Below are 13012 nucleotides of genomic sequence, written 5' to 3' on the forward strand. Positions count from 1 at the left end.
ATCCGGTCCCGATTCAATGCGTGCGCTGAAAAATTGCTGCGATTCTACCGATGTCGGCACCCCATCAACATGAGCGATATTCATGCAAAACCCTGGCATGCTCTAAAAGCGCACAGGTTTGCTATGATCCACGCCCTCCGTAATGCCTGATTAGAGTAGTCCCATGTCCGATCGTAGCACTCGCCTGCAAGCCCTCCAGCAAGCCCTCAAGGAACGCATCCTGATCCTCGATGGCGGTATGGGCACGATGATCCAGAGCTACAAGCTGGAGGAAGAGGACTACCGTGGCAAACGCTTCGCCGACTGGCCGAGCGACGTCAAGGGCAACAACGACCTGCTGATCCTGACTCGCCCGGACGTGATCGGCGGGATCGAGAAGGCGTACCTGGATGCCGGCGCCGATATCCTCGAAACCAACACCTTCAACGCCACCCAGGTGTCCCAGGCCGACTACGGCATGGAGGCGCTGGCCTATGAGCTGAACCTGGAAGGCGCGCGCCTGGCGCGTAAGGTCGCCGACGCCAAGACCCTGGAAACCCCGGACAAGCCGCGCTTTGTCGCCGGCGTGCTCGGCCCGACCAGCCGCACCTGCTCGCTGTCGCCCGACGTGAACAACCCCGGCTACCGCAACGTGACCTTCGATGAACTGGTGGAGAACTACACCGAGGCCACCAAAGGCCTGATCGAAGGCGGTGCGGACATGATCCTCATCGAAACCATCTTCGACACCCTCAACGCCAAGGCGGCGATCTTCGCCGTGCAGGGCGTGTATGAAGAGCTTGGCGTCGAGCTGCCGATCATGATTTCCGGCACCATCACCGACGCGTCCGGGCGCACCCTGTCGGGCCAGACCACCGAGGCGTTCTGGAACTCCATCGCCCACGCCAAGCCGATTTCCGTGGGTTTGAACTGCGCCCTGGGCGCCAGTGAGTTGCGGCCGTACCTTGAAGAGCTGTCGAACAAGGCCGACACCTACGTGTCTGCCCACCCCAACGCCGGCCTGCCCAACGAATTCGGCGAGTACGACGAACTGCCCTCGCAAACCGCCAAGGTCATCGAAGAGTTTGCCCAGAGCGGTTTCCTCAATATCGTCGGCGGCTGCTGCGGCACCACGCCTGGGCATATCGAGGCCATCGCCAAGGCCGTGGCCGGCTATGCGCCGCGCCCGATCCCGGACATCCCCAAGGCCTGCCGCCTGTCGGGCCTGGAACCGTTCACCATCGATCGCCAGTCGTTGTTCGTCAACGTCGGCGAGCGTACCAACATTACCGGCTCGGCCAAGTTCGCCCGGCTGATTCGCGAAGACAACTACACCGAAGCCCTGGAAGTCGCCCTGCAACAGGTGGAAGCCGGCGCCCAGGTGATCGATATCAACATGGACGAGGGCATGCTCGATTCGAAGAAGGCCATGGTGACCTTCCTCAATCTGATTGCCGGCGAGCCGGATATCTCCCGGGTACCGATCATGATCGACTCCTCCAAGTGGGAAGTGATCGAGGCCGGCCTCAAGTGCATCCAGGGCAAGGGCATCGTCAACTCCATCAGCATGAAGGAAGGCGTCGAGCAGTTCATCCATCACGCCAAACTGTGCAAGCGCTACGGCGCGGCGGTGGTGGTGATGGCGTTCGACGAAGCCGGCCAGGCCGACACCGAGGCGCGCAAAAAAGAGATCTGCAAGCGCTCCTACGACATTCTGGTCAATGAAGTGGGCTTCCCGCCGCAAGACATCATCTTCGACCCGAACATCTTCGCCGTGGCGACCGGCATCGAAGAGCACAACAACTATGCCGTGGACTTTATCAACGCTTGCGCCTACATCCGCGATGAGCTGCCGTACGCACTGACCTCCGGCGGCGTGTCCAACGTGTCGTTCTCGTTCCGGGGCAACAACCCGGTGCGCGAGGCGATCCACTCGGTGTTCCTGCTGTATGCGATCCGCAACGGCTTGACCATGGGCATCGTCAACGCCGGCCAGTTGGAAATCTACGACCAGATTCCCGCCGAACTGCGTGACGCCGTCGAAGACGTGGTGCTCAACCGCACCCCGGAAGGCACCGACGCCCTCCTCGCCATCGCCGACAAGTACAAGGGCGATGGCAGCGTCAAGGAAGCCGAGACCGAGGAGTGGCGTGGCTGGGACGTCAACAAGCGCCTGGAACACGCGCTGGTCAAGGGCATCACCACCCATATCGTTGAAGATACCGAAGAATCGCGGCTGTCCTTCGCACGCCCGATCGAGGTGATCGAAGGCCCGCTGATGTCCGGCATGAACATCGTCGGCGACCTGTTCGGCGCCGGCAAAATGTTCCTGCCCCAGGTGGTGAAATCCGCGCGGGTGATGAAGCAGGCCGTGGCCCACTTGATTCCATTTATCGAACTGGAAAAGGGCGACAAGCCGGAAGCCAAGGGCAAGATCCTCATGGCCACGGTCAAGGGCGACGTGCACGACATCGGCAAGAACATTGTCGGCGTGGTTCTGGGTTGCAACGGCTACGACATTGTCGACCTGGGCGTGATGGTCCCGGCCGAGAAAATTCTGCAAGTGGCCAAGGAACAGAAGTGCGACATCATCGGCCTGTCCGGGCTGATCACGCCGTCCCTGGATGAAATGGTGCACGTGGCCCGCGAGATGCAGCGCCAGAATTTCCACCTGCCCTTGATGATCGGTGGCGCCACCACCTCCAAGGCGCACACGGCGGTGAAGATCGAGCCCAAGTACAGCAACGACGCAGTGATCTACGTCACCGATGCCTCCCGCGCAGTGGGCGTGGCGACTCAGTTGCTGTCCAAGGAACTCAAGGCCGGGTTTGTCGAGAAGACCCGCCTGGAATACATCGACGTGCGTGAGCGCACGTCCAACCGCAGCGCCCGCACCGAGCGCCTGAGCTACGCGGCGGCCATCGCCAAGAAGCCACAGTTCGACTGGAGCACCTACACCCCGGTAGTGCCGACCTTTACCGGGGCCAAGGTGCTGGACAATATCGACCTCAAGGTCCTGGCCGAGTACATCGACTGGACGCCGTTCTTTATCTCCTGGGACCTGGCCGGCAAGTTCCCGCGCATCCTTACCGATGAAGTAGTGGGTGAAGCCGCCACCGCGCTGTACGCCGACGCCCAGGAAATGCTCAAGAAGTTGATCGACGAAAAACTCATCAGTGCTCGCGCCGTGTTCGGTTTCTGGCCGACCAACCAGGTGCAGGACGACGACTTGGAGGTCTACGGCGACGACGGCCAGCCGCTTGCCAAGCTGCATCACCTGCGCCAGCAGATCATCAAGACCGATGGCAAGCCGAACTTCTCCCTGGCCGACTTTGTTGCGCCCAAGGACAGCGGCGTGACCGACTATATCGGTGGGTTTATCACCACCGCCGGCATCGGCGCCGAGGAAGTGGCCAAGGCTTACCAGGATGCGGGCGACGACTACAACTCGATCATGGTCAAGGCCCTGGCCGACCGCCTGGCCGAGGCCTGTGCCGAGTGGCTGCACCAACAGGTGCGTAAAGACTACTGGGGCTACGCCAAGGATGAAGAGCTGGACAACGAGGCGCTGATCAAAGAGCAATACAGCGGCATCCGCCCTGCTCCGGGCTACCCGGCGTGCCCGGATCACACCGAGAAGGCCCAATTGTTCCAGCTCCTGGACCCCGAGGCCCGCGAAATGCACGCTGGTCGTAGCGGGGTGTTCCTCACCGAGCACTACGCGATGTTCCCGGCGGCAGCGGTCAGCGGCTGGTACTTCGCCCACCCGCAGGCGCAGTACTTTGCCGTGGGCAAGATCGACAAGGATCAGGTGACCAGCTACACCGCGCGCAAGGCGCAGGACCTGGCCGTGACCGAACGCTGGCTGGCACCGAACCTGGGATACGACAACTGAGAAACTGCTGCAAGGACCGGCAGTATTCACCCTGTGGGAATGGGGGCTTGCTTTCAGAATGGAGCTTCCTGTGAGAGTGGGGCTTCTGTGGCGAGGGGGCTTGTCCCCCGTTGGGCTGCGCAGCAGCCCCAAAACCTGCACCCTCGGTTGACCTGACACACCTCGGTGATCTCATTGGGGCTGCTGCGCAGCCCAACGGGGGACAAGCCCCCTCGCCACAGAAGTCCCCTCACCACAACAGAAGCCCCCTCACCACAGGAATGGCCGCTCAGAGATTCAACGCCTGGCGCTCCTGCCGGGTCAGGCGAATCGCCAAGGCTTTGCGGTGCTCCTCGCTCCAAGCCCCCAACTCGGCATAATCGCGCAAGTAGTCCGATCCGCTGTCGGGATAGCGTTCCTCCAAGGCTTCGGCCTTTTGCTCCACTTCATGGGCCAACGCCGAAAAGTCAGCGGCGTACTTGTGTTTCAGATAATTGAGCCAGTACTCCAGCCCCACCAGTTTTTCCTCGAACGCCGGGGTGCGCTCACGCTCCAGCACCGTGGCAGAAGCGCTTTCCAGGTCGGCTGGGGTCACTTCCGACAGCTCGCCATACAACATGCCAAAAGGTTGCCGGGGCAGGTCCAGGCGCTGCGCAAGTCCAATGCGCAAGGCCAGGCGAATCTCCGCTGGGTCAATGTCCGGACGGTTGTCGATAGTGGTCTGGGCAATCTCCTCCACGGCCTCCAGACGTAGCATGCTGCGGGCAAATTTCAACAGCCTGGCGCCGTCCTGCCCCTGTTCGGCGAGGTTCAGTGCTTGGAACTCCAGAACCCGGGTTTCAAGCTCGTTGAACATCAGGATTCGGCCATCTCCACACGTCACCTCGGGCATCAACGCCGTGGCCCGGGCAAACAGATCGCGGCGCAAGGACGGCTTTTTATCCATCGCCTCCAGCAGCGTCCACACCCGCTGCGTCAGGTCCGCCGGCGCCTCAAGAAAGTCCTCGGTATTGCGCAACTGCGAGAGCATGAAGAAAAAATCCGTGCTGCCTTCCTGGGCGAACAGTTGATTCCACAGGCGGTGTTTTGACGAATACGGTGCGACACCGGCAAACCAGCGCGCCTTCTGCTCCTGGGGCGTTTCGATGTCAGGATGATTGAGGGAGTAATCCGGAGAGTCGAAAGCCGCCAACTCATCGCGCTCCCGGTAGCCGCGGATCATGACGTCGAGCTGCTCGGCGGAAAAACCCAGGCCGTTGCCGGTCTGGGCCAGATAGACCTGCAGGCGCTCGCAGGCCGGTTGCTCAAGGCGGTTGCGTGACAGATCGGTCCCCGCCAGCAGTTGTCGATGCTGGGGTTCGAGTGCCGCTGCCGGCAGGGTCTCGATCCAGTTGTCTTGCAAGTCCAGAGTGCGCAGGCGTGGCATTTCCAGGACCGCCATTGGCCAATCGTCCAACAGGTTGTGCTGCAGATACAGCGTGTCCAGCCGGGCCAGACCACCTAGCTCCACCTCGGTCAACAGGTTCCCGCTCAGATCCAGCCATTCCAGTTCGCGCAGGGCCGACAGTTGTGCAGCCGTCTGCAGTTCATTGCTCGCCATATCCAGGCGCCGCAATGCCCGAAACTCAGCGAGGGCATCGGGTATGGCGCTCAAACCGTTGTGGCTGAGGGTTAATGTACGCACATGGGTAAAGGCCCGCAGAAACTCATTCGAGCCTTGGGCGGTGAGCCGGGTACGGCTCAGGTTCAGTTCGGTGACATGGGCAAAATAATTGGGCAGCCTGGGCAGATCCCCCAGCGAAAGCTCGGAAAAGTCCAGCACCTGTGTGCCGTCCAGGCCAGGTGCAAGCGGTATGGCGCGCAGGGTGTGACGCCAACTCTCCAACAGACGATCGGCCGCCCGGCGGCGATCCAGGGCACTGACCCAGCTGCCGTCCAGGTAGCCGTGAACATCCATCCAGTCGTTGAGCAGCGGCACCCATTGCGCGTATTGCGCTTCCCATTCATCCAGGCGGGCGTGGATCTGCTGCGCATCCAGGCCATGTTCGCCCAGCTCGTCGATGCGAGCCGCCGCCTGCAAGTCATCCAGGGCCGGGACCAGGCGTTGCAAGCGGGCGATTGGCGGCAACGGCGTCTGGGCAGCGGATACCGTGGGCAGCGCAACCAGCAGCTCAGGACGGCGCAAGGCATCTTCGGGAAAATATTCGGGCTTGCCCCCCGTCAGGCCTTGGGCAAGGAGCTCTCGGGGAATGCCCAAAGGCGCTTGCAGGGTGGTTGTCGGGTAACGGCGCGCAAATAGTCGTGCTTGGGCGCGTGTCGCCATGTCGAGGCGACAACCTCGCAGGTGGGTATTGAGCAGCAACCAGTCATGCCCGCTCAATGCCGCCTCGGGGATGCCTGTCACGGCGCTGTGGCTCAGATCCAGGCGTTGCAAGGACGGCAACTCCAACACCCCTTGCGGCCACTCATCGAGCGCACTGTGGCTCAGATCCAGGGTTCGCAGGCCACGCAGTGCACTGACATCCAGGCTGCGGATCGGGTTGTACGGCAAGCGCAGCGACACCAGCTCCGTCAGTTGGCTTAACTGTGCCTGTATCGCCGGGCTGACCACCAGCCAGTTATGGGAAAGGTCCAAGTGGCGCAGGGACGGGGTCTGCGCCAGCGCCGACGGCAGCTCGATCAGGTTGTTTCGGGCCAGGCTCAATGTGTCGAGCTGGGCGAACTGGCCGATCCAGCCATTGATGCCTTCCAACGAGACGCCGATATCACTCAGGTCCAAGCTGCGGACATGGCTGAAAGCTGTGGCCGGCAACCGTGGCAAATCGACCAGACTGGCGCCTGACAGGTCGAGGTGCGTGGCCGTGGCAGGCAACTCGGCGTCGGCGACCAGGCGCGACGACAGGCCGTGGCGCCAGCAATCCAGGAGCTTTTCAGTGGCCACCTGGCGTTCCACCTCCACCCTGCCGACACTGGACTCGTGATCCGACCATTGCTCCAGCACCTCGACCAGTTGAGCGTATTCCTCGCGCACCGTATTGACCCGATCCAACCGTTGACGCGCGGTCAGGCCCTGGGTCTTGAAACCGCCGAGGACCTGATCGACAAAGCCCCGGTCGCCACCTTTCAAATGGGCCAAGGCGCCCTCGCAATAGCTCTGCACCAGGCGCTGCTCATCCACCAGATGGGCCGGGTTGTCGTGCAGGTAGTCATACACCCGCATAAAATCATGGGCGTCGTATTCCGCCCAATTCATGTGCAAGCCGCGCCACAAGCGTTGGTGCCCGACAAACATCTCGCTCGGCACGTTGCGTAGCGGCGTCCCGCTGAAATCCACAAATTCCAGGTGTTCGAGTGCCAAGAGCCCTTCAGGCCAGGTGGACAGCGTGCCGGATATGCTCAAGCGGCGTAATGACGTCAGACCGCTGAGGTCCAGGACGGTCAGGCTGCCGGTCAGGGACAGTTGCTTGAGCCCGGTCATGCGCTCAAGTGGCTGCAGCACTTGCGGGGTGTAGGTCAGCGCCGGGCCGGTGATCGAGACCGCCGTCAGGCCTGAAACGTCCGCCAGGCGTTGGGTCACAGCCCCCAGCTGGCTGGGGCTCACGTATAGCTCCAACTGCTGCACATGAGCAAACGGCTTGAGTAACTGCGTGGGCTCCTGGGCCAGTAATCTGGCCCCCGACAGGTTCAGGGTTTGCACATGGGAAAAATCCGCGTCCCACTCAGGCAGCACCTCTTCTGCGCGCAGATTCAGTGTGGCGTGGGGAGCGCGGTTCCGATCAAAGCCTTGGCGCCAACAGTCAATGACATCATTCACCGCGCTCAGGCGCGAGGCATCGTCCCCCGCCCACGGCTCAAGCGTCGCACGCAAGGCCGTCAGCTCGCGCTGGCGGTTGGCAAACAGCAAGGCGATTTTCTGCTCGCTGTCGCCGTCGAGTCGGCGGGCCTCGATAAACTCCTGGACCTCATCATCAGCGATATTGGGGTAGGCATTACGGGCCTGGGCGACCAAATGCTCATCCATGCCCAGCAACTGACCGCGGCCGGACAACGCATAGCCCAGGCGCCCGCTCTGCAGGCGTATCGAGGGCCGCGACCTGGGGGCGCGCAGCTTCAGGATCTGCTCGGCGACCACCTGTCGATGGCGCCTGGCATAGGTCGCCAGCATCTGCTGCAGGTCCGCGCCCTGCCCCGTCAGCGCCAAGGCCTGACGGGTGTCATCGGGTAACGCCGCGAGGATCGATTGGAAGAAGTTGCGCCCCGGCGCGGATCCGCTATCGAGCACGTTGCCTGCAGCATCAAAGGCCTGGAAGCGATCATCGTGCTTGACCAGGTAGCGGCGCACTGCGGCGTCTGCATCGCCGATGCTGTCCACCAGGGGGCCACGATGACTGTTCAGGCGCAGCTCAAGCCGCAGACCTTGCGGCCAACCCGGCAGGCGTTCCAGGCCATGCAAGGCCAGGCGATCACTGTCAGGGCTGGCGAGCCTTTCGCGATGCAGCCCACTGATCGCGCGGTTCACGCGGCCTTGTTGCACACCGATACGGGCCAGGTGACCCAGGCGGCTACTCAGGCGGGCGTGGTGATGCAGGTTTGTCAGTTCCTCGGGGCTGGCGCGTTCCAACACCTCCTTAAGGCCCCGGCCGGACAGCGTGGGAAACCGCCGCGCTAACAGCCCTGTATCAGGCCTGTGCGGGCCCTTGGCATGCAACAGCGCGTCGAACAAGGCCTGCTGTCGTTGCAGGGCATGCTCGGCCAGGCGCTCATTGAACTGCTGTGCCCTCGTCCCCGCGCCGGCACTTTCCGTGCTGCCCAGCAGGCCGGCCGTTTCCTGCTCGTCCAGGCCGGCCAATACCACCTGGGCCAGCTTGCCTTGCAGCAGTTCGGCACGGGTGATTTTCAAGGTGGGCCGGCCATCGTCTGCGCCTCCCAGGCTGCCATAGCGCACCGAATGCCCCTCGGGCTGCGGCACCCTGACGGTTGCGCTTCCCCACTCATCGCTCAGCGGCACGCCATGCAATTGTCGACGATCCGGCGTGCCGAGCAACTGACGCGCCTGGGGTTCGCCCAGATCTGAGAGAGCCTGTCGCTCCTCGATCACAGGAGAACTCACAGCAGCCTGCTCAAACACTTCCAGGACCCGCCCCTGTGGCCAACCGGGCATTTCGACCGCCAAGGGCACGGCGTAGGTATCGTGACTGTCCAGCCCGGCACCACGACGTAGCCGGTCAATCAGCGCTTCAACCTGCTGATCGACCTGGAACTGCTCCAGGGTATCGGCCAGCACCGCAGGCACCGGCAAACCGTCCATGTGAACCTTGCGCAGCAGGTCGTCGTCAACGCCGCTCACCTCGCCAATGCCCCTCAAGGTCTCATCGGCGAAGCTGTCGGTGATGTGCCCCAGGCGCCGCAGCAGGGTCAGGCGATCCCATGCCAAAGGCGACTCATGACGATGGCGCCAGGCGCCCGCCCCGTTGTGCTCCAGGACCGGCTGATAAGCCATGGGGTCGTGGGGGGTGCTGGATGCGCCATTTCTTGAGTTGCGGGTCGAAGACCTTTTCGTAAACGCCGTTATCGATACGCACGTAATGCCGGGTGCCGACCGTGTATTGCCCCAAGGCATTGGGCGTGCTGCCGGCAACCAGACTGTCAGCCTGCCGGTAGGGACTCAGGTCAGGTTTCCACAAGCGCACCTGTGCGTTGGGCAGTTGTACCGGCACCAAGCCTTCGATCACCGGTTCAGGTTTGAGCCGGCTCAGGACTTTGCCCCCCGCCGCCGTCAGCCCGATCAAGGCGAGGTTTTGCGCCAGATCGATGATATGAGCCTTGGCGGCCTTGCGATCGCCTTCAGTCCACTCCTGCGCGGCCTCGATCACCTCACTCAAGAGTTGCTCGACCATCACCGCCATCATCACTTCCCCCAGCACCGGCACGAACCCCGCGACCGCGCTCAGGCCGAACAGCCCCACATTCAGCAGCATCGCCAGTTTCTGTTTGCGCACCCTGGCATCGACATCGGCCGTGGGCACCGCATACCTGGCCGCATCGGCAATGCTTTTTTTGCCGATGCTGTTCATACAGGTAGGTCCACAGATCGATCTTGTCGCTGCCAAACGTCTGGTCTTTGAACGCCAGCGCCAAGGGCGCCAGGTAGGGCTGGGGATTGGGCACCTGTGGCGCCAGCGGCATGGGCGGCAGATTGCTCACGGTAAAGGGTGTCAGTTGGCTGATGAGTTCATACGTCTGCCCCAGGCCGGCGAAGTTGGAGCCGATCTTCTCGAGCAACGTGGCATCGTCTGCATCCTGGGTGAACTCGCTGAAATAGTGAGGGTGATCGGCAGCGTCGACAAACTGACTGAAGAAGCGCTGGTAATCCGTCGGGCGGCTTACGCGGGTTGATGCCGAGCCCGGCGTAGCCAGGCGCTGCTTGAGGGTCTCGCGCATTTGGGCGTGCGAGGCATAGCGCTTGAGGGGGGTATAGGGATCGTGGGGGGATGTACAGGATGGGGGAATGAACATCGGCATCATCGAAAGCCAGAAACAGCACACAGCCGGTCATGCGCAGCTTCATCAGGCCCAGGTCGCAGATCCACACCGGTTGCCCGCCGATGCGCGGTGAGCGCTCGCCATCGATTACCGACAGCAGCATGTTGTAGTCGTCGCGGGTTATATCCTTGCCCAGCAGCGCCAGCTCGGCGGCCGCCCTCATCGCTGTCTTTTGGCCGGCAATGAACTGCTCGCGCAAGGTGGTCTGAGCGACGGTATCGCGGGGATAAAAGAACTCGGTGATATGGCGCTGGTACTGGCCTCCGATGTCCAGGGTGCGGCACATTTTTATGAACTGGTGGACTTCAAGGCCTCGCATGCGCAAAGACACCAATGAGTTCTGGGGGGATACGCCACGAGTCGGTACTTGCCACTTGAAACCCGACGACGTGTGAAACGCCCCTTGCTCGCACTCGGCCTCCTCAAAGTTATGCAGCGCCGCTTGCAGCAGCTCCAGTTTCAGAAAATCGTAGGTCAGCGTGTCGAGGTTGAGGTGAGTCACTTGCAGTGACTTTCGCAGGCTCAGCCAGGTCTCGATCCTCGGGGCCAGGGTCACGCCGAACTGGTCTTGGAGGGCATTGACCAGTAAGGGCCGGGCGAAGGTCTCTATGTCCTGCAAGGCGGACATCGTCTTGTCCAAGGCAGTCTGCGCGGTGAAGCTGGCGACCACGCAGTCACGCACTTGCTGGCGTTGCTCGGAGGTCGCGAGCCGATAGGCTGGCGGCACAAAAGCATCGCTGAGCTTGAGCGCCTCGCGGCGCTGGGAAGTGGCGTCGATCAGCCATTGTGGCGTGCGGGTTTTCAATAGCCGCCCGTGGATACTGGGCGTGGGGGGCAATGCAGGAGAGTCGGTCATGGTGGGCTCCAGGAAAAGCCACAGCACACCACGCCGGCTGAGCACCGCGGCGGTAACTACGTCTGCACATTCCCCCAGGGGTTGACTATTCTCTTTGGAGCCGCCCACGTGCCCCAACCCCACAGGAGGACTTATGAATGCCCCCGACAACAAACCGCCGACCTTCTGGCAGATGCTGCATAGCGTGATGGCCGCCGCGTTCGGCGTACAGAGCGGGAAAAACCGCGCCCGGGACTTTACCCATGGCAAGCCCAGCCATTTTGTGGTGCTGGGGATTGTATTTACCGGGGTGTTTGCATTGACCCTGTTTGCCATCGTCAAGCTGGTGGTGCATCTGGCTGGGGTCTAGGCGCGGCTACTTCAACACCATCTGCAGGCTGAAGGGGTACTGATAGGCAGCGGGTTTGCCCACGGCCGAAAGTGCGCGAAAGTCTACGCCGTCGCCCTCCCGGCCCCGCAAGTCCAGCAGGCGCTGGGCTTGGCGCGCGTCAATCAACTGGAACAGCTTAACCTTGCGCTCGCGCCCTCCATGGCGCTGGATATCTACACCCTTGGCATCATCATGCAACATGACCATTGCCCAGCCCCCCAAGGTGAAATGCCCGGCCACCAGCGCACTGATCCGCCCTTGCAGGCGCGCTTGAAGCACATCAGGAGAGCTGTTGATTGCGCTGAACAACACGTCCTTGCCAGGCGTGCGCCCGCTGCCATTCAAGGCCTGCATGGCGCCGAGAGCCATTTCATCATTGGCCGACCAGACCAACGTGGCCTGCGGGTACCGCTTGAACATCAGGGTCGCTTGATCAAATGCGCGCTGACGACTCCATTCTCCATAGACCAACTGGCGCAGACGTACTTCGGGGTGTTCGCGCAAGGCGCGCTGCAGGCCTTGCTCACGAGCCTGCGAGGTCGGTGTGTACTTGGCGCCGGAAAACGCCAGCAGTTCAAGGGTGCCGTTGGGCGGCACAGGGCCATGTTGGCGCAACAACTCCTTGAGCATCAGGTAGCCGCCCTCCTCATCGTTAGTCGTGAGGCTGCCCATCCAGTTAGGGTACTTACCGGCGTCCAGTAGCTGCATCTGGTCGGGAGTCAGGGCGTTATTGACGAGCAGCAGCTTCACTTGGCTGCCCTGGGCCATGCGCAGGATCTGCGGGGCTATATATTGCTCGTTGACCAGCACCAGGTAATCCGGGCGTTGCGGGCCTTGCAACGCCTCGCGGGCCTGCAGCAGGGTATTTTGCGGGTCACGCTCCGAATAGCGCACATGCAAATCCAGGCCGAGGTCCTTGGCCGCGGCCTGCATGAATTGCCCATAGCTGACCCAGAAGGTTTCAGTGGACATACCGGGGTTGAGAAACACCACTGACGTGGCCTGGGCCATCGTCCCGAACGTCGCTCCCACCCACCACAAGCACCCGCAGAGAAACTTCAACATTACTGCCCGAACCCCGAAAACTGACAGATCATGATAATGGCATATAGGCCTTTTGATCTTGGCTATTTACCGGCAGATCGGACAGTTTCGCAGGAATCCACGCTGTTTATTGATGGCTGACCCAGAAAACCGCAGTTGAAACCACCAGGATAATCAGGAACAGAATCGCCCAGGCGTCCACGGTACTGTCGGGTTTACGGGCTTTGGTTGGATTGCTCATCGCATCGCCTCTTGTCGGTTTTATGGCTGATTGCACTAAGACTCGACCACAGTAAAGTCGATGATTGCCCGCAAGACAAATGTGGATATCGCGATAACCGTTCTC

General features: G+C 61.8%; 6 protein-coding genes. 2 read left to right on the plus strand and 4 right to left on the minus strand.

Annotated elements, in window-relative coordinates; translation table 11 throughout:
- Nucleotides 1-163 precede the first annotated feature (163 nt).
- On the plus strand, nucleotides 164-3874 hold the full coding sequence (gene metH, locus JTY93_RS13885; RefSeq protein WP_205477052.1) for a methionine synthase: 3711 nt from the start codon (nucleotides 164-166) through the stop codon (nucleotides 3872-3874).
- Between the two features lie 268 nt (nucleotides 3875-4142).
- Here the strand turns inward: metH and JTY93_RS13890 are convergent, their stop codons facing one another.
- The 3 genes from JTY93_RS13890 to JTY93_RS13900 form a co-directional block, all read right to left on the minus strand.
- On the minus strand, nucleotides 4143-9353 hold the full coding sequence (locus tag JTY93_RS13890) for an NEL-type E3 ubiquitin ligase domain-containing protein (RefSeq protein ID WP_205518866.1): 5211 nt from the start codon (nucleotides 9351-9353) through the stop codon (nucleotides 4143-4145).
- Nucleotides 9295-9927 (minus strand): DUF6543 domain-containing protein, encoded by a 633-nt coding sequence (locus tag JTY93_RS13895; RefSeq protein ID WP_205518867.1) that lies wholly within the window; start codon nucleotides 9925-9927, stop codon nucleotides 9295-9297. The genes JTY93_RS13890 and JTY93_RS13895 overlap by 59 nt, the downstream gene beginning before the upstream one ends.
- Before the next feature lie 158 nt (nucleotides 9928-10085).
- A complete protein-coding gene (locus JTY93_RS13900) occupies nucleotides 10086-11252 on the minus strand; it encodes a dermonecrotic toxin domain-containing protein (RefSeq protein WP_205518868.1) in 1167 nt (388 codons plus the stop codon).
- Nucleotides 11253-11385: 133 nt separating this feature from the next.
- Between JTY93_RS13900 and JTY93_RS13905 the strand changes: the two genes are divergently transcribed.
- Nucleotides 11386-11601: a DUF2970 domain-containing protein gene (locus JTY93_RS13905; RefSeq protein ID WP_205477054.1), complete on the plus strand. Its 216-nt coding sequence runs from the start codon at nucleotides 11386-11388 to the stop codon at nucleotides 11599-11601.
- 6 nt (nucleotides 11602-11607) lie between these two features.
- Here JTY93_RS13905 and JTY93_RS13910 read toward each other — a convergent pair whose 3' ends face one another.
- Nucleotides 11608-12687 (minus strand): ABC transporter substrate-binding protein, encoded by a 1080-nt coding sequence (locus JTY93_RS13910; protein WP_205477055.1) that lies wholly within the window; start codon nucleotides 12685-12687, stop codon nucleotides 11608-11610.
- Between the last annotated feature and the right edge of the window lie 325 nt (nucleotides 12688-13012).

Source organism: Pseudomonas hygromyciniae, assembly GCF_016925675.1.
Classification (GTDB): Bacteria; Pseudomonadota; Gammaproteobacteria; order Pseudomonadales; family Pseudomonadaceae; genus Aquipseudomonas; species Aquipseudomonas hygromyciniae.

Excerpts from the sequence above, each read along its gene's own strand:
- metH (WP_205477052.1), top strand. The coding sequence starts at position 164 with ATGTCCGATCGTAGCACTCGCCTGCAAGCCCTCCAGCAAGCCCTCAAG.
- JTY93_RS13890 (WP_205518866.1), bottom strand. The coding sequence starts at position 9,353 with ATGGCTTATCAGCCGGTCCTGGAGCACAACGGGGCGGGCGCCTGGCGC.
- JTY93_RS13895 (WP_205518867.1), bottom strand. The coding sequence starts at position 9,927 with ATGAACAGCATCGGCAAAAAAAGCATTGCCGATGCGGCCAGGTATGCG.
- JTY93_RS13900 (WP_205518868.1), bottom strand. The coding sequence starts at position 11,252 with ATGACCGACTCTCCTGCATTGCCCCCCACGCCCAGTATCCACGGGCGG.
- JTY93_RS13905 (WP_205477054.1), top strand. The coding sequence starts at position 11,386 with ATGAATGCCCCCGACAACAAACCGCCGACCTTCTGGCAGATGCTGCAT.
- JTY93_RS13910 (WP_205477055.1), bottom strand. The coding sequence starts at position 12,687 with ATGTTGAAGTTTCTCTGCGGGTGCTTGTGGTGGGTGGGAGCGACGTTC.